Source organism: Streptomyces sp. NPDC094034, assembly GCF_040303865.1.
Lineage (GTDB): Bacteria > Actinomycetota > Actinomycetes > Streptomycetales > Streptomycetaceae > Streptomyces.
Genome location: NZ_JBEOUD010000011.1, coordinates 152,411 through 169,612 on the forward strand (window position 1 = coordinate 152,411; position 17,202 = coordinate 169,612).

Annotated in this window: 11 protein-coding genes; 7 read left to right on the top strand and 4 right to left on the bottom strand. The window is 71.9% G+C overall.

All coding sequences use genetic code 11. The features are described 5' to 3' along the window. Positions 1-34 precede the first annotated feature (34 nt). The 7 genes from ABTZ59_RS13390 to ABTZ59_RS13420 all read left to right on the top strand — a co-directional run bounded on the left by ABTZ59_RS13390 (position 35) and on the right by ABTZ59_RS13420 (position 12,601). On the top strand, positions 35-373 hold the full coding sequence (locus tag ABTZ59_RS13390; RefSeq protein ID WP_351395412.1) for a hypothetical protein: 339 nt from the start codon (positions 35-37) through the stop codon (positions 371-373). Further along, positions 370-753: a GPW/gp25 family protein gene (locus ABTZ59_RS13395; RefSeq protein WP_351395415.1), complete on the top strand. Its 384-nt coding sequence runs from the start codon at positions 370-372 to the stop codon at positions 751-753. The genes ABTZ59_RS13390 and ABTZ59_RS13395 overlap by 4 nt, the downstream gene beginning before the upstream one ends. Then, the gene (locus tag ABTZ59_RS13400; protein ID WP_351395418.1) at positions 750-3,977 is read left to right on the top strand and encodes a putative baseplate assembly protein; all 3,228 of its coding nucleotides are present in this window, start codon (positions 750-752) and stop codon (positions 3,975-3,977) included. Before ABTZ59_RS13395 ends, ABTZ59_RS13400 begins: the two co-directional genes overlap by 4 nt. Continuing rightward, positions 3,974-7,777, top strand: coding sequence for a putative baseplate assembly protein (locus tag ABTZ59_RS13405; protein WP_351395421.1), 3,804 nt, complete (start codon positions 3,974-3,976; stop codon positions 7,775-7,777). Before ABTZ59_RS13400 ends, ABTZ59_RS13405 begins: the two co-directional genes overlap by 4 nt. After that, on the top strand, positions 7,774-9,984 hold the full coding sequence (locus tag ABTZ59_RS13410) for a hypothetical protein (RefSeq protein WP_351395424.1): 2,211 nt from the start codon (positions 7,774-7,776) through the stop codon (positions 9,982-9,984). Before ABTZ59_RS13405 ends, ABTZ59_RS13410 begins: the two co-directional genes overlap by 4 nt. Before the next feature lie 109 nt (positions 9,985-10,093). Continuing rightward, positions 10,094-11,689, top strand: a complete 1,596-nt coding sequence (locus tag ABTZ59_RS13415; RefSeq protein WP_351395427.1) for a DUF6519 domain-containing protein — start codon at positions 10,094-10,096, stop codon at positions 11,687-11,689. Between the two features lie 30 nt (positions 11,690-11,719). Beyond that, positions 11,720-12,601 (top strand): peptidoglycan-binding protein, encoded by an 882-nt coding sequence (locus tag ABTZ59_RS13420; RefSeq protein ID WP_351395430.1) that lies wholly within the window; start codon positions 11,720-11,722, stop codon positions 12,599-12,601. Positions 12,602-12,700: 99 nt separating this feature from the next. Here ABTZ59_RS13420 and ABTZ59_RS13425 read toward each other — a convergent pair whose 3' ends face one another. The 4 genes from ABTZ59_RS13425 to ABTZ59_RS13440 form a co-directional block, all read right to left on the bottom strand. Continuing rightward, positions 12,701-13,546 carry a GNAT family N-acetyltransferase gene (locus tag ABTZ59_RS13425; RefSeq protein ID WP_351395433.1) on the bottom strand — a complete coding sequence of 282 codons (846 nt, stop codon included), beginning with the start codon at positions 13,544-13,546 and terminating at the stop codon, positions 12,701-12,703. Positions 13,547-13,723: 177 nt separating this feature from the next. Continuing rightward, entirely contained in the window at positions 13,724-14,560 is an 837-nt protein-coding gene (locus ABTZ59_RS13430; RefSeq protein WP_351395436.1) for a phosphate ABC transporter ATP-binding protein, read from the bottom strand. Between the two features lie 21 nt (positions 14,561-14,581). Then, on the bottom strand, positions 14,582-15,550 hold the full coding sequence (locus tag ABTZ59_RS13435; RefSeq protein WP_351395439.1) for a sortase: 969 nt from the start codon (positions 15,548-15,550) through the stop codon (positions 14,582-14,584). Between the two features lie 191 nt (positions 15,551-15,741). Beyond that, positions 15,742-17,184 carry an Ig-like domain-containing protein gene (locus ABTZ59_RS13440; protein ID WP_351395442.1) on the bottom strand — a complete coding sequence of 481 codons (1,443 nt, stop codon included), beginning with the start codon at positions 17,182-17,184 and terminating at the stop codon, positions 15,742-15,744. Positions 17,185-17,202: the final 18 nt, after the last annotated feature.

A 17,202-nucleotide genomic window follows, 5' to 3' on the forward strand; every position in this document is an offset into this window, starting at 1 on the left:
CAGCGAAGCGAGCGAAGAGACGGGGAGAGAAGTCTTGTCCGGGAAAGTCATCCATGCGGGCACCCTGATCGGCTGCCCCCACGGCGGCCGGGCCGTCGCCGCGCCCGCCCCGTCGCGGGGGGTTCGGCTCGACGGGCTCGCCACCGCGACCGGCGCGCTCGTCCACACCGTCACCGGCTGTCGGCACACCGTCGACAACATCCCCGTGCCCTGTACGAGCGTCCGCTGGACGCCGGCGGCCGGCGGTGTGCTGATCGACGGCTCGCCGGTACTGCTGGAGAGCACGGCGGCCCTCTGCTACACGGCGGGCCTCGTGCCGCAGGGGCCGCCGGTCATCACGACGGCGTCCCACCAGGGGGTGGCCTGCGGATGAGGACGAGACACGTACGTGCGGACATCGCCTTTCCCTTCCGCACCGACCGGCGGGGGCGCACCGCGCACGCGGACTACGACGACCATGTGCGGGATCTGATCGAGCAGTTGCTCTTCACCAGCCCCGGCGAGCGCGTCATGCACCCCGACTTCGGCTGTGGGCTGCTCGATCTGGTCTTCACACCGAACAGCCCCGAGCTGGCCTCCGCGCTGGAGCTGTCCGTACAGGCGTCGCTCCAGCGCTGGCTGGGCGAACTGATCGAGGTGGAGGCGCTGGACGTGGTGAGCGAGGAGAACGTGGTGCGGGTGTATCTGCGCTATGTGGTGCGCTCCACCGCGAGTCGGCGCGACGAGGTGTTCGAGGGGAGCGGCCCGGTATGAGTGTGCGGAGCGATCAGTTGGTCTGCCGTACGGACGGCAGGCGCGCGAAGGTACGGGCCGCGCGGCTCGGTGGTGTGGACGCGGTCGAGGTCGGTGACGACGGGCTCACCCTCACGGTCACGTTCCTGGGCAAGGCGCCCCACGGTCTCTGCGCGGAGAACATCCGGATCGACGGCGGCCGGCGGATCACCGGTATCGAGGCCGTCGAGGTGTCCGTCGAGCGCGAGGAGGACCCGGAGCTGGACGACCGGCTGTTCGTCACGCTCGACCGTACCGGCGACACCTCCCGCTACCGGCTCTCGGTCGTCGCGACGGATCCGTACGGACTGCCGGGCACCGAGCCCTTCCACGGGTTCGACCAGCGCTACTTCCGGGCCGACTTCGACTTCCGGGCGGACTGTCCCACCCCCTTCGACTGCGAGAAGGACGAGTTGGCCGGGGCCGAGCAGCCCTACGGCCCGCCCCCGCACACACCGGGAGCCACAGCCGCACCAGGAGCCACACTCGCACGCGCACCTGAACCCGTCATCGATTACACCGCGCGCGACTACGAGACGATCCGCCGGCTGATCCTGGACCGGCTGGCGCTGACCACCCCGGACTGGGTCGAACGCAACGCCGCCGACCTCGGCACGACACTGGTCGAACTCCTCGCCCACACAGCGGATCTGATCAGCTATCAGCAGGACGCGGTCGCGACCGAGGCGTATCTCGACACGGCACGGCGCCGGGTGTCCGTACGCCGCCATGTGCGGCTCATCGACTATCCGATGCACGACGGGGTCAACGCCCGCGCGTTCGTCACCGTGGAGACCGCGCGCCGGCTGACGCTGCCGGCCGGTACGTTCCGCTTCGCCGCCGTCGATGTCCGTACGCTGGCGCCGCGCGACCGGCCCGAGATCGGTACGGTCATCGACGACCGGGATCTGGCCGTGCTGGACGAGCGCGGTTCGGTGGAGGTCTTCGAACCGGTCGTCGCCGAGGAACCGTTGGTCCTGTCCCCCGAGCACACCACCATCCGCTTCTGGACCTGGGGCGACGAGGTGTGCGCGCTGCCCCGGGGGGCCACCGCCGCCACGCTGCGGGACGAGTGGGCGGACGAGGAGTGCGCGGACCGGACGCTGGAGTTGTCGCCGGGCGATCTGCTGCTGATCGAGGAGGTACGGGGGCCGCGGTCCGGTACGCCGGGGGACGCCGATCCGGCGCACCGGCAGGCCGTACGCCTGACCTCCGTCACCCCGCTCGTCGACCGGCTCTCGGACCAGCCTGTCCTGGAGGTCACCTGGGCGCGGGAGGACGCGCTCACCTTCCCCGTCTGTCTGTCGACCCGCGGCGGCCCCGGCTGCGAGCCGGTGGAGGACGTGAGCGTAGCGCGCGGGAATGTCGTACTCGTCGACCACGGCCGGTCACTGTCCGTCCACGGGGGCGGGGCCCAGACCGTCACCGTCCCGTCGGCGCCCGCCGTGCTCGGTTCCTGCGAGCCTTCGGGCTTCGGCTGCTGGGACGGGGACGCGGGCAACGCGACGGCCGAGCTCATCAACGCCCGTATCGAGCAGACGCGTTGTGGTCGTCTACTGACGGCCGATCAGGTCCGTGAACTGTTCGCCGTCGTCGGTGAGGACGCGACGGTACGCGCCGGGCTCACGCTGGAGCTGGCGGGGCGACGGCAGGAGAAGGTCCTCCCCGGCACCGCCTACGCCCAGGCGGAGGCGGTGGCGACCCTGCTGGCGCAGGTCGTCTATCCCGGCATCCGGCCGCGCTTCCGGCCGGTGCTCGACCGCTCCCCCGTCGTCCAGTCCGTACCGTTCCCGGAGGCCCGCCATGTCTCGGCCGGACAGGCGACCCGGCTGGCGGCCATCGGGGGCCGGGTGCGGGAGCGGCTGGTGGAGCTGTGGCGCAGCGCCCGCGACCACGACGGGCTGACGGATCGTGAGATCGCCGAGCTGACCGTGCTGTTCGGACTGCGCGTCCTGGAACGTCTTGAGCTGCGGCGCCATCCGGTGCGCGCGCTGCGTGAGTTGCTGCACCGCTGCGAGCGGCTGCTCGCCCCGAAGCTGCGCCGGCTTGAGGTACTGAGCGCTCGGGCCCGGGCGGGCACGGTGCTCGACGCCTCCATCGCCTGGGAGATCGCCCACAGTTGGGGCCGGGCGTACGCGGTCGGACTGCATCCCGGTGAGGCGGTGCTGCGCGGGCCCGCCGCGGCGCTCGTCCAGGACCCGCGGGCCGCGCTGCCCGCGGTGAGTGTCACGGACGGCGACATGTCCTGGGCTCCCCGGCGTGATCTGCTCTCCAGCGGCCCGCGCGACCGGCACTTCGTCGGTGAGTTGGAGGACGACGGACGGATCGCCCTGCGCTTCGGCGACGGGCGGCACGGTGCGCGCCCGCGGCCGGGTGCCCGGCTGGAGCTGCGCTATCGGCTCGGCGGCGGTACGGCGGGCAATGTCGGCGCGGAGGCGATCAACCATCTGGTGCTGTGCCGTGATCCGGAGGCGTCCGACGCCGGGGACCCGATGCCGGTGGCGGGGGTACGCAATCCGCTGCCGGCCGTCGGTGGCACGGAGCCCGAACCCGTCGACCAGGTGCGCCAGTTGGCACCGCTCGACGTCAAGCGTTCTCGGCTGCGCGCTGTGACCGCCGAGGATTACGCAGCGCTGGCCGCCGGGCTCCCGGGGGTACAGCGCGCGGCGGCGGAGATTCGCTGGACGGGCAGTGTCCAGGAGGCGCATATCGCCATCGACGCGCTGGGGAACGGCGATCCGTCGCCCGAACTCCTCGACTCGGTGTCCTACGCCCTGGAGAGCTACCGCCGGATCGGCCACGACCTGGTGGTGGGCCCTGCCAGGAGCGTGCCGCTGGACATCGCTCTCACGGTGTGTGCGGCGCCCGGCCACCAGCACGGGCAGATCCTGGCCGAGCTGTACCGGCTGCTGGGCGGCGGACGGCTGTCCGGCGGCCGGCTCGGATTCTTCCACCCCGACGCGCTGACCTTCGGCGAACCGGTGCGACTCAGCCGGCTGGTGGCCGCGGCGGCAGCCGTACAGGGCGTGGAGAGCGTACGAGTGACCCGGCTGAACCGGCTCTTCGACGAGGACCCCGACAACGACATCGCGCTGGAGGAAGGCGTGCTGCGAGTCGGCCCGCTGGAGATCGCGCGGTGCGACAACGATCCGGACCGGCCCGAGAACGGCCGGCTGTCCATCGAACTGGCCGGAGGCGCACGATGAGTGAGACCCGCACCTGCGGCTGCGGCCGCGGTGGGCACGACGAGCGGCACGCTCCCCGGCCGCCGTACAACCCGCCGGGCCGGACGGCCCTCGACCACCGGGTCGGTGAGTACGGCTCGTTCCTCGCGGCCATGCTCGACCGGCTCGCGTCCCCCGCCTACCCCGCGCTGCGCGGACTGACCGTCCGTACCCCGGACGACCCGGCGATCGGACTGCTCGACTCCTGGGCGGTCGTCGGTGACCTGCTCACGTTCCACTCCGAGCGGATCGCCGAGGAGGGGTATCTCCGTACGGCCCGTGAGTACCGTTCGCTGGCCCTGCTGGGCCGGCTGGTCGGGCATCGGCCGCGGCCCGGTATCGCCTCCGACACCCATCTCGCCTACACCCTGGACCGCGATCCGCGCGCCGAGGACCTGCCGGTGCTGATCCCGCGCGGCGCGCGCAGCAACAGCGTGCCCGCCTCGGCCGAGGAGGAGTCGCGGACCTTCGAGACCAGTGAGGACCTGACGGCCCGCTGGGCCTGGAACGAGCTGGTGGTACGCCGACGCCGGCCCGCTCTGCTCACCCCCGGCGATCTGCGCGAGCGCTCCGAGATCCAGATCTCCGGGACGGCCGCCTCGTTCCAGACCGGGGACAGACTGCTGTTCGTCTTCGGCGCGGACGGCGAATCGGCCGGGGAGCGGCAGCTGTCGCAGGTCGCGCGGGTCAGGATCGACCGGGACGACGATGTGACGGCGATCGGTCTGCCGCAGTCCGCGCCGCCGTCACTGGCCGAGCTGGTGGCGGAGTTGCGTGAGTGGATCACCAAGGACGGGCGGGAGGCCGAGGAGGGCGATCCCACCCCCGACAACCCCAATCCGCGCCCCGTCAGCCTGATCATCGACGATTTCGACGTTCAGGTGCTGGCGCCGCTGCGCGCCGATCTGGACGGCATCACGTCCCCGGCGGCGTTCGCCCGGCGGCTCGCGGATCCGTATGAGCGGCTCGCCGAGGCGGGGGCACTCGCGGCTCCGTACGAGGAGGTCGCGGCGTGGTTCGAGCGGCTGGAGGCCGTGGTCGGCGAACTGATCGAGCGGGCGGCCGAGTTGGAGCCCTCGCAGCCCGTGCCGCCCACTCCTGCCGCGAACGCCGGGGCGGCGGACTCCCCCACGGAGAACACCGGGGCGGTGGACTCCCCGGCCCTGCGGGCGCTCGGCGCCGTACTGCCCGCTCTGCGCACCCGGGTCGTCAAGCCCCCGTCGGGAGCCCGCGCGCTCCCGCATGACCCGGCGCGCCTCTTCGCGCCGGGCTCCGACCTCGGCGCGCGGCTGCTGTCCGCGCTGGATCCACGGATCGCGGACGGGATGTACGCGGCGTGGCGCAACGCGGCCCCGGCCGTGCCCGCGCTGCTGCGCGAGGTCCAGGCGATGCGGGTGACCGCGGCGCCCTTCGGGGCGACGGCGCCGCTCAAGCCCGTTCAGGACGAGCGGGGGCGGGTCATCCGGCAGACCGACTGGCCGCTGGGCGGCTCGTCGCTCACCACCATGCGGATCGTGTACGACACGGCGGGCCGGGTGCCGGTCCGCGCCGAGTTCCAGCACACGGAGACGGGCTCGTCGGTACAGCGGTCGGAGAATCTGCCCGCCGAGATCACCTTCGATCTGGCGCCGGGCCGGGTCTCGCTGGTGACCCGTACCGCCCAGGACCGCGATCTGAGCTGGCTCTCCCGGCGCCCGGCCGACTCCCAGGAGCCGGGCGTGACCGCCCAGTTGCTGCCGGGTCTCCCCGAGCGGACGCTCTTCGTCTCGCGCCCCGGCGAGGACGGCCGGGTCCATGTGGCCGTCCACAATGGCGAGGCCCTGGAGTGGTGGCTCGCTCCCGGCGAGCACAAGCAGGTCACCCACGGAGAGCTTGAGCTGACCGTGCGGTACACCGTCGGCGGCGAGCCGGCGAATGTCGAGATCGGACTCGCGACCGTCCCCGAGCAGGCCAACCGCCATACGCTGCCGCTCGATTCCGTGCAGGACGGCATCACGGTCGGCAGCTGGGTCGTGGTCGAGCGCCCCCGCAAGGGCGCCGAGGGTCCCGACGGAATCCCGGGCGACGAGAAGCTCTCGTCCGTCACCACGCGGGTGACCGCCCTGCGCACCGCCGCGTACACCAACTACGGCATCACCGGCCGGGGCACCGAACTGACGCTGGCCGACCCCTGGCTCGACGAGCACGACGTCCTGCTCTCCACGATCCGGGACACCACCGTGCACGCGGGCGGTGAGGCGCTGCGCCTCGCCGACGAGCCGCTGGGTGAGGACGTCCACGGCAATGAGCTCGAACTGGCCGAGCTGTACGACGGGTTGCGGCCCGGACGCCATCTGATCGTGTCGGGCGAACGCACCGACATCCCGCACACGGCCGGGGTGCGAGGCACCGAACTGGCCGTCATCGCCGAGGTGGAGCAGGCGCTCGACCCCCAACTGCCCGGTGACCACGTCCATACGAAACTCACCCTCACCGCGGACCTGGCCTACCGCTACCGCCGTGACACCGTGCGTGTCCAGGGCAATGTGGTCCCCGCGTCGCACGGCGAGAGCCGTGACGAGCCGATCGGCAGCGGCGACGCCGGCCGGATCAACCAGATGTTCGCCCTCTGGCAGTCACCGCTGACCTGGCTGCCCGCGGACAATCCACTGGGGGCCACGCCCACCCTGGAGGTACGGGTCGACGGTCTGCTCTGGCACGCGGTGGACAGCCTGGCCGGACGCGGTCCGCGTGCCCGGGTGTATGTCATCGGCACGGCCGCGGACGGGCGGACGACCGTGACCTTCGGCGACGGGGTGTCCGGCGCCCGGCTGCCGTCCGGGCACGAGAATGTGCGGGCCCGGTACCGCTTCGGCACCGGCAGCGCCGCCAACGTACCGGCGGACCGGATCACCCAGGCCGTCACCCGGCCGCTCGGCGTCACGGCCGTCACCAATCCGGCGCCCGCCACGGGCGGTGCGGACGCCGACGGTCCCGGTCTGACCCGGCGCACTATCCCGCTCGCGGTCTCCGCTCTTGACCGGCTCGTGTCCATCAGGGACTACGAGGACTTCGCCCGTTCCCGTGCGGGCATCGGCCGGGCAGCGGCCCGTGAGATCTTCGACGGGCGGCGGCGGGTGCTGCACATGACGGTCGCCGGGGTCGATGACATCGCGATCGCCGAGGACTCCGAGGTGCTGCGCGCCCTGCGGTCCTCGCTCGCCCGCTACGGCGACTCACGGCTGCCCGTGCGCGTGGACGTACGTGAGTTGGTGCTGTTGCTGCTCGCGGCGCGGGTGAAGGTGGCCCGTGATCACACCTGGAGTGTGGTCGAACCCCGGCTGCGGCAGGCGCTGCTGCGCGAATTCGGCAGCGGACGCCGGGAGTTGGGCCGGCCCGCCCGGCTCTCGGACGTGCTGGCGACGGCCCACCGGGTACCGGGTGTGGACTATGTGGATGTCGATGTGTTCACCGGGGTGGCCGCGTCCGTCACCCCGGAGGAGCTGATCGGGCTCGTGGGCGACCTGGACCGGCCGCGCCCGGCGGTCCCGGCGCGGCTCGCCACGTACGACGAGGACGTGCATGTGGTCGGCGAACAGGACGGCGAGACCCTCACCCGGATCGCCGGGCAGTACGGCATCCCACTGGCCGAACTGCTGCGGCTGAACCCGGACATCACCGATACCCGGCGGCTGGCGAGGGGACGGGCCGTGAGTGTCTTCCGGGGCATCAGGCCGGCCCAGCTCGCACTGTTGTCACCGCGTGTCGCGGACACGCTGATTCTGACGGAGGTCACCGCATGAGCAGGGAACCGGACGGGCTCGCGGAGCTGCTCCCGCAGTGGCACCGGCTGCGCGACGCCGAGGGCGGGGAGCCGCTGCGCGCACTGCTCGCGGTGATCGCCGAGCAGGTCGACCGGGTCCGCGACGGGGTCGAACAGAGCTATGAGGACTGGTTCGTGGAGACCGCGGCGCCCTGGGTGCTGCCGTATCTCGGCGATCTGGTCGGCTACACCCCGCTGCCCGGCTATGAGCGGGTGCTCGCGAAGGGCCTGGCGGGCGGCGACGGCGCCGAGGAGGCACGCGACCGGCTCGCCGAGGCCCTGGCGCCGCGCGCCGATGTCGCCGCGACCGTCGCCAACCGGCGGCGCAAGGGCACCCTGGCGTTGCTGGAGGAGCTGGCCGGGGATGTGGCGGGATGGCCCGCGCGGGCGGTGGAGTTCTCCCGTCTCCTGGCCCATCAGCAGCCCGTCAAGCTGTACGGCTCGGGAACGGCGGCTGTGAACGCGCGCCGGCTGGAGCGCGGCCGGCTCGTGGACGTACGGGAGGGCGCGGCGCTGGATCTGGCGGGCGGGCCGTTCGGCACGGTCGCGCGGTCGGTGAACGTACGGCGGGCCGATTCGGCGCGCAGGCGGGGCGGCCAGTCCCCGGCCGGGGTGGGCCTGTTCGTGTGGCGGCTGAAGCCGTACCAGCTGACCAAGGCGCCCGCGTACTGTGTCGACCGGGCCCGTAACCTCTACACGTTCTCGATCCTGGGCAATGACACCCCGCTGGTGACGAAGCCGGTGCCCGAGCCGTCCGCCACCCATGTCGCGACCATCGACAACGTCCCCGCGTATATCCGCCGTCGGCAGCTCGCCGACCGGCTCGCGGACTACTACGGCCCCGGCAGGAGCTTCACGATCTGGCGCGACGGCCAGGACGAGCCGGTGGCACCGGCGGATCTCGTGGTGGCGGATCTGACGGACTGGCGCTACCGGCCCAAGCGCGGGCAGGTCGCGGTCGATCCCGAGCTGGGCCGGATCGCCTTCGGCTCGCGCTCGGCGCCACGCCAGGGTGTCTGGGTCACGTACCACCACGCGTTCTCGGACGACACGGGCGGCGGTGAGTACCCGCGCGACCGGGAGACGCCGGTGTCCTCGGCGGTCTACCGGGTCGGCCCGGGCCGGCCGTACCAGCGGATCATGGACGCGTACGCGCAGTGGCGCGCGGACCGGCGGGCCGGGCGCTGCGGACCCGACGGGCTGATCGAGATCACGCACAGCGGCGCCTATCAGGAGCAGCTCGACTTCGATCTGGACCCCGGTGACCGGCTGGAAGTGCGGGCCGCGGAGGGCACCCGGCCGGTGATCCGACTGCTCGACTGGTACAGCAACCGGCCGGACGCGCTCAATATCCGGGCGCGGGAGGAGGAAGGACGGCGGGACGAGGACGCGCGGCGGGACGAGGGCGGCCGGGAGGCCGCGGGCAAGGCTCCCCGCATCGTGCTCGACGGTCTGCTGATCACCGGGCGCGGGCTCCATGTCGCCGGTCCCATGGGCTCGGTCGTGCTGCGGCACTGCACGCTCGTGCCCGGCTGGTCGCTGGAGCCCCACTGCGAGCCGCACTCCCCGGAGGAACCGAGTCTGGTGCTGGACAGGACCACCGCGTGCGTGGAGATCGAGCGGTGTGTCCTCGGCACCATCGAGGTGATCGGTGACGAGGTGGGGCACGACCCGCTGCCCCTCCATATCCGCGACAGCCTCCTGGACGCCACCGGTCATGACCGGGCGGCCCTGTCCGCCCCGGACTGCCGGCATGCCCACGCCGTGCTGCACGCGCACCGCACCACCGTCATCGGGGAGATCCATGCCCACGCGGTGGAGATCGCCGAGAACTCGCTGTTCACCGGGGCGCTGCGGGTGGCCAGGCGGGGCGTCGGGTGCGTGCGCTTCTCGTATGTACCGCCCGGCTCGCGCACCCCGCGCCGCCATCGCTGCCAGCCGGACCTGGTGGGCGGTGAGGAGGCCGCCCGGGTGCGGCCGTTGTTCACCGGTGAGCGGTACGGCACGCCCGCCTACGGGCAGTTGGCCGACGGGTGCGCCGAGGAGATCAAGCGGGGCGCCGAGGACGGCTCCGAGATGGGCGCCTTCCACGATCTCCACCAGCCGCAGCGCCTGGACAGTCTGCGGGCGCGGCTGGCCGAGTACACCCCGGCCGGTGCCGAAGCCGGGATCGTGACCGTGACCTGAGCCCTCCTCCGCCCCGTGCCCCGTCCCATGCCCGATGCCATGACTCCGTATCCCGCGAACCCGTATCCCGCGCGACCGAATGCCGATCTTCCGAGGGGGACCCCTTCCCATGCACGCAGATATCTCCCGCACCACCTTCCGGCCCGACCGGCACTACTCGGCGGTGATCGCCCAGCAGGGCCGCGTCCAGCTCGACGCGGACGCGAATGAGCAGGCCGCGATCCAGCTGTATCAGGCCCGTACCCTCGCCGCCGATCTGATCGGGCCGCACGGGGGCCCGCTCGGTGCCACCGGATTCGCGCTGGACTTCGTGGGCGGCGGCCGGGAGCTGGACGATCTGACCATCGCGGGCGGCCGTTACTACGTCGACGGCATCCTGGTGGACGCGACACGCCCGGCGCCCGGGGTGCCCGTCGAGGACGACGCGGCCCCGGCCGAGGACGACGACAAGGACGCTCCGGCGGCGCCGGAAGCGCCGGCCACCTGGACGTACTGGGACCAGCCCGACGCGTACCGCGACCCGGAGCGGCCCGGGGACCGGCTGCCCACCCAATACCCCTATCTGGTCTATCTGAAGGTGTGGGAGCGTTCGGTCACGGCGGCCGAGGACCCGCTGCTGCGGGAGGTCGCGCTGGGCTCGGCGATGCCCGACACGGCGGCCAGGCTCAAGGTCGTCTGGCAGTTGCTGCCGCTGCCCGGCGAGCGGCTGGAGCTGGATCCGGCGGACGGAACGCCGCAGGAGCAGGCCCGGGCGGCGTTCACCACGTGGGTGGCGGCGCAGGCGCCGACGGCACGGATGGCGGCGCGCGCCCGGCGGCCCGAGCACGCGGACGAGGACCCGTGCCTGGTGAAGCCGGACGCGCGGTACCGGGGGCCGGAGAACCAGATGTACCGCGTGGAGATCCATCAGGGCGGCGCGGCGAAGGACGCGACGTTCAAGTGGTCCAGGGAGAACGGTTCCGTGACCTTTCCGGTCGACGGGCTCGACGGTACGTGGGTGGAGCTGGCCTCGCTCGGCGGTGACGACAAGCTGGATCTGAACGTCGGTGACCAGGTCGAGTTCGCCGACACCGGGTATCTGAGCAGGGGCGAGCCGCTGCCGCTGCTCAGGGTGGAGGAGGTCGACCTGCCGGGTCGACGGGTGCGGCTCTCCGGCGAGCCGGACCCGTCGGTGGGACGCCGGCCCGGGCTGCACCCGTTCCTGCGCCGCTGGGACCACCGGCCGGACGCGCACCACACGAGTGGGGCGGGGCGGTCGGGACGGCAGAAGCGGGGGGCGACGAAGCCGCGCGACGGCGCGCTGCGAATCGAGGAGGGTGGCTGGATTCCGCTGGAGGACGGCGTTCTCGTCTACTTCGAGCCGGGGAAAACCTATCGTTCCGGTGACTTCTGGACCGTTCCCGCGCGTACGGCGACCGGAGATGTGGAATGGCCCAAGGACGCGGCCCGTCGGCCGCTGCTCCGCGCACCCGGTGGGGTCCAGTACCACTACGCTCCACTCGCATGGGTGTTCGGCGAAGGGTCCGCCGCCGATCTGCGGCTGGCGTTCGCCCCGCTGGCCACTCCGGTCCCGCCGGCCAACGAGGCGCAGCTGGCGGCGGAGACGGCGGCCGAGGAGGAGGCCGTCGCCGCCGAACTCGCCGTGACGGGCGACACCGCGCAGCGGGCGCCGGAACAGAACAGCGACGAACAGAAAGAGAACTGACGGCTCGTCGGAAAGTGAAGGAGCATCGCGATGGCAACGCCTCTGACCGCCACCAAACTGCTGCAAGTCCTCCGTAACGAAGGTCTGCGCGTCGTCGAGCACCGGAGCTGGCGCACGCACAACCGCAACCACAAGGGTCCGTGGGGGCCGCTGCACGGAGTGATGATCCATCACACCGTGACCTCGGGGACGCAGAGCTCCGTGGAGCTCTGCTACAACGGCCATTCGAGCCTGCCGGGTCCACTGTGCCACGGCGTGATCGCCAAGGACGGCACGGTGTATCTGGTCGGCAACGGCCGGGCCAATCACGCCGGACTCGGCGACGACGACGTCCTGCGCGCGGTGATCAACGAGTCGGGGCTGCCCGCCGACAACGAGGCCAACACCGACGGCAACCGCTATTTCTACGGCTTCGAGTGCGTCAACCTGGGCAATGGCACGGACCCGTGGCCGGCCGCCCAGCTGGAGGCGATCGAGAAGGCGGCGGCGGCCATCTGCCGGGCGCACGGCTGGACGCAGCGCTCGGTGATCGGTCATAAGGAGTGGCAGCCGGGGAAGATCGATCCGCGCGGCTTCACGATGGAGTCGATGCGGACGCGGATCGGAAACCGGCTCGGCGGCAAGCCGGACGGCCCCTCGTCACCGCCGCCGAAACCCCCGGCGACCTTCGAACCTTTCCCCGGGGCGGCCTTCTTCGCGGTCGGCCGGCGCAGCGCCGTGATCACGGCGATGGGCAAGCGACTGGTGGCGGAGGGCTGCGGACGGTACGAGGTGGGTCCCGGGCCGGACTGGACCGAGGCCGACCGCACGTCCTACGCGGCCTGGCAGCGCAAGCTCGGCTACACGGGAAACGACGCCGACGGGATACCCGGCAAGACGAGTTGGGACAAGCTCAAGGTGCCCAACGTCTGATCCGGCGGGCCGATGCCATGAGTTGACGGGATCGGTTCCACCGCGCACCGGCCGATACGGCCCCCGAGGGGATCCGGCCGGTGTTCGGTGGCCCGGGAATCACCCCAGTTCAAGACTGGTGACGGCGTACAAACCCGGGAGATCCATTTCCGGGACCGGGCCCGTGTACATGCGCGCGGCCTCGAAGCTGGGCGCCAGTCCCAGCTTTTCCGCGAGCCGTACGGACGGCGCGTTGATGTCCGGGATGTCGATCGCCACGGGCTTGCCGGGGACGGTGGCGGCCAGTCCGCTCAGCAGCGCGGCAGCGATCTCCGGGGACGAGGCGTAGAGCGGCCCGACGCGCGAGGCTCCGCTACAGGGGCGGATGGCCGCGAAGCCGCGCAATTCACCGTCGTGGACGGCGGCGAGGCTCGTACGGTCGGGCAGCCCGATCCACGAGGCGAGGAAGGCGTCGCGCTCAGCGGGGAAGAACCGCCGGTCATAGGCGGCGAGTTGATCGAAGGAGACCTTACGGGCGTCGATGAGCGTGATGTCGTCCGGAATATCGATGGTCCCGGGGACGCCTTCGTAACGGACATTGTTCCAGGCCTTGCGGAAGCCGGACTTGCGGTAGTTCTCCTGCTGGTCGACCACCCCGTCGAGCCCTACGTTCCGGCCGTTCAGCCGGGCCATGGCGGCCCGCCAGACCTGAATTCCGTATCCCTGTCCGCGTACGGCGGGACGGGCGATATAGAAACCGATGAAGCCGAAATCGGTGCCGTAGCGCACGGCGGAAACGGACGCTACGGCCTCACCGTTCAGACGCCCGAAGATAAAGCCGCCCGGATCGGTGGGGAAGAAGGAGTGCCGGTCGGACTTCCCCGGATTCCAGCCTTCCTCGTCGGCCCAGATACCCAGCTGTTCGACATAGTCGGCGTTCGCGGTCACGATCTCAAACGTCACCATCGACCTCCAGTGCGGTGGGCTCACACCTTGCCACAGCCCCGACCGGGAGAGACCGGAAGTGGATCAACTCTCAGCCAGATGAGCGCTCTCGGCCACGAACACTGACGGCGCGGTGGGGCGGGAACGAGTGGGGGGCGACCGGTGCGCCGGTCGCCCCCCCACCCGGATCAGGCCCGCTCAGCCGAACCGGCCGTTGACGTAGTCGGCGGTCCTGGTGTCCCGGGGCGCGTTGAACATCGCGTCCGTGTCGCCGTGTTCGACGATCACCCCGGGTGTCCCCTGCTCCGCGAGGAAGAAGGCACAGGAGTCGGAGACCCGTGCGGCCTGCTGCATGTTGTGGGTGACGATGACGATCGTCACCTCCGCCTTCAGTTCGGCGATCGTCTCCTCGATGCGCCGCGTCGAGGTCGGGTCGAGCGCCGAGCACGGCTCGTCCATCAGCAGCACCCTCGGCCGTACCGCCAGCGACCGTGCGATGCACAGCCGCTGCTGCTGGCCGCCGGAGAGCGCGCCGCCCGGCTGCCGCAGCCTGTCCTTGACCTCGCGCCAGAGACCGGCCTTGGTGAGGCACTCCTCGACCAGGCCGTCCTTGGTGTCGCGCGCCGCCTTGATGCCGTTGAGCTTCAGCCCGGCCAGGACGTTGTCGTACAGCGACATGGCGGGAAACGGGTTGGGCTTCTGGAAGACCATGCCGATCTGGCGGCGGGCATGGGTGATGCGCCGTCCGCGGTCGTAGATGTCCCCCTCGTCGAGCAGGACGCGTCCGGCGAGCGCGGCGCTCGGGATCAGTTCGTGCATACGGTTGAGGATGCGCAGGAAGGTCGACTTGCCGCAGCCCGAGGGGCCGATCAGCGCGGTGACCTCGTGCGCGGGCATGGTCAGCGAGACCTGGTCGAGCACCTTGTGGTCGCCGAACCACGCGGAGACGGCATCGGCGCGCAGTGTGGCGGCGGTGCCACCGCCCACCGCGGGCTGGACCAGGGTGTCGACGAGATCGGGCGGCGTCACCGTCATGGTGGGGCAACTCACTTTCTGTCAGAGCAGGTTCGGCAGGAGGCGGGTGGCGGCGCCGGAGACGGCGAGGCCGAGTGCGGCCAGGACGGGCACGGCGCAGATCCAGGCCTGCCAGCGGCCCCACACCCGGTGTGCCCAGGCGGCGAGGAGCGCGGCGAGGAAGAGCGCCTGCGTCCACAGGAAGACGGCGAGCCAGGCGCCGCCATCACCCTTGAGCGCCTCTTCGGCGGTGCCGATCCATCCGGCGCGGCGCTCGCGCGGCGGACTCGGCTGTACGGGCGTGGTCAGTTCGGCGTCCACGCGCAGCACCCCCGAGGGGGTGTACGGGGCGCCGGTGGCGGTGATGAGGGTGAGCCGGCCCTCGCTCTGACCGCTGCTGGGCGGGGGCAGTTCGTCGCCCGCGCGCCGGATGCCGGTCACCCGGTACTCCGCCTTGCCCTGGCCTGTCATCAGGGTGATGGTGGCGTTGTCGGGAAGCCGGTCGAGATGGGAGAACGGACTCCCGTATCCCCACTGCCTGCCCATGATCACCGTGGTGCCGGACTGGCCGGGGAGCGCGGTGTCCCGGCGGTGCCCGGGGCCGGACATCAGCACTCCGGAGGTGGTGCCCTCGCCGACGACCTCGTGGACACCGAGGGCGGGGATGTCCAGCAGTGCGACAGGGGCGCCCAGGGCGAGTTCCTTGCCGTTGTTGTCGAGCGGGCCCACCGGGGCGGTGCCCTCGGCGAGTTGCTTGCGCAGCTCGTCGTAGGCGACCTGCTGGTCACGCGCGTGCTGAAGGTGCCCGACGACGGTGAGGTTCGCGGCGAAGCCGAGCAGTACGGCGGCGAGCACGCACAGCGCGGCCCCGGCCAGCGCGAGACCCGGGCGGGCGGGCGTCCCCTGGGCTCCCCCGCGCCCGGCGGGCTCCTTGCGGGTAGCGGATCCGGCGGGCGGTGAGGGGGCGTCCGGCGGGGCGGTGGCGGACGGCGGCGGTGTCAGAACGGCCACGGTGGCTGCGCTCCTCGCTGGCTGGGTCGGGGGTCGGAGATCAAAGGTCGGTGGTGGGGCGAGGGGATGGGAGTGGCGGGGGCGGGTGGGCCGACGCGAGGACGGGGTGAGGTGTCGGTACGAGCCCGGGGCCCGGAGGCAGACACACGGCCTGCCTCCGGAAACCGGGGCACCTCGGGACCCGTCCCGGCTCAGTCGCCCGCCGTGCCCGGAGGCGTGGCGAAGGTCATCAGACCCTTGCGGCGCACGCCGATCACGAACGCGGCGCCCACGCAGCACAGCGCGAGGGAGGCCAGGGCGATCGAGGCGACGCCCGTGCCCGTCGAGGCGAGGGAGCCGCCCCCGCCACTGCCGCCACTGCTGCCACCTGCCGCCGCGCCGCCGTCACCGCCGGTGTCACCACCGGAGGCGCCCGACGCCGCGCCGCCGTCCGCGCTCGCGGAGTCGCTGGGCTCGGGGCTGGGCTCGGTCACCTCGCCCGTGGTGAACATGAAGTCGAGGCTGTGGCCGCCCTCCTTGTCCTCGGCGAGCGTCAGCACGTGATCGCCGTCCGCGATCTCCGCCGGGACGGTGAACGGGTAGTCCTGGACGATGCCGTCCGCGTCCGCCTTCGCGTCCTCGAAGACCGCGTCGCCCTCGGCGAGGGCGACCTTCACGGTCGCGTCCTTGGAATAGCCGCGGGCGATGAGCGTCACCTGCTGGCCGGCTTCCAGGTTCGGGTTCGGTTCGAGCAGGTTGCCGTCCGCGTCCAGCGCGTCGATGTCGGCGGGCACGCCGGGTCCGTCGGTCGGCTCGTCGGAGCCGCTGGGCGTCGGCGAGCCGCTCGGGGTACCGGCCTCGTCGACCGTATAGCCACTGAGCTCATTGCTCGAACCGGCGTACGCGTCAGCATCCGTGGGAGTGAACTGGGCACGGATGTTCTGCACGCCCACGGGCAGTTCCTTCGTCGTGAACACGGCGGTGCCGTTCTCGACCGGCTTCGTGCCCAGAGCGATCGGCTCCTTACCGGCGCGCTCCGAGGTCAGTGCCACCTCGCCGGCCGCCGCCTCGGGGGTCACCTTCACCGTGACCGTCACCTCGCTGCCCGCCTTGGGGTGGTTCTCCGGAGCGGCCGTCAGCTCCAGGCTGGTCGTCTCGGCCGCGGCCAGCGCCCATGTGTCGCCCGTGACCTCGATGTTCGTGGTGAAGAAGGCCGGAGGCACGTTCGGGTCGAGGACGTTGACACAGTCGAGCCGCAGCTCGAACGTACCGTCGTGGGACTCGTTGCCGTACCACCCGGCGAGGATGTCGGAGAAGGGGAAGAACTCCTGCGGCATCTCGGTGTCGATGGGCGCGGCGTCGTACGGTCCCGTCGTCGCGTTGCCCAGGCGGGCGGTCGTGCCGAGCGTCGGGTGGAGCACAGTGAGTCGTACCGCGCCGCCCTGCCCCTCCGGGCACGCCGTGTCCGTGCTGACCCGGGGGACGAGCGGATCGTCCGTGATGCTGCCGGTAGTGGTGCCGAGAGTCAGATCGCCGAGCCGGCCGGCCGCGTTCGCGGTCGCCGCGGCGCCGAGCACGGCGGCGGCCGCACCCATGAGCAGAGCGCAGCAGAGCAGCAGCGCCGGGAGTGATCTCGCTCGCGCGAGGCGTGTCATGGTCGGGTCCCCCACAGG

Coding starts and splice junctions, on each gene's coding strand:
- ABTZ59_RS13415 (WP_351395427.1), top strand. CDS start 10,094: ATGCACGCAGATATCTCCCGCACCACCTTCCGGCCCGACCGGCACTAC.
- ABTZ59_RS13425 (WP_351395433.1), bottom strand. CDS start 13,546: ATGGTGACGTTTGAGATCGTGACCGCGAACGCCGACTATGTCGAACAG.
- ABTZ59_RS13395 (WP_351395415.1), top strand. CDS start 370: ATGAGGACGAGACACGTACGTGCGGACATCGCCTTTCCCTTCCGCACC.
- ABTZ59_RS13440 (WP_351395442.1), bottom strand. CDS start 17,184: ATGACACGCCTCGCGCGAGCGAGATCACTCCCGGCGCTGCTGCTCTGC.
- ABTZ59_RS13405 (WP_351395421.1), top strand. CDS start 3,974: ATGAGTGAGACCCGCACCTGCGGCTGCGGCCGCGGTGGGCACGACGAG.
- ABTZ59_RS13430 (WP_351395436.1), bottom strand. CDS start 14,560: ATGACGGTGACGCCGCCCGATCTCGTCGACACCCTGGTCCAGCCCGCG.
- ABTZ59_RS13420 (WP_351395430.1), top strand. CDS start 11,720: ATGGCAACGCCTCTGACCGCCACCAAACTGCTGCAAGTCCTCCGTAAC.
- ABTZ59_RS13400 (WP_351395418.1), top strand. CDS start 750: ATGAGTGTGCGGAGCGATCAGTTGGTCTGCCGTACGGACGGCAGGCGC.
- ABTZ59_RS13410 (WP_351395424.1), top strand. CDS start 7,774: ATGAGCAGGGAACCGGACGGGCTCGCGGAGCTGCTCCCGCAGTGGCAC.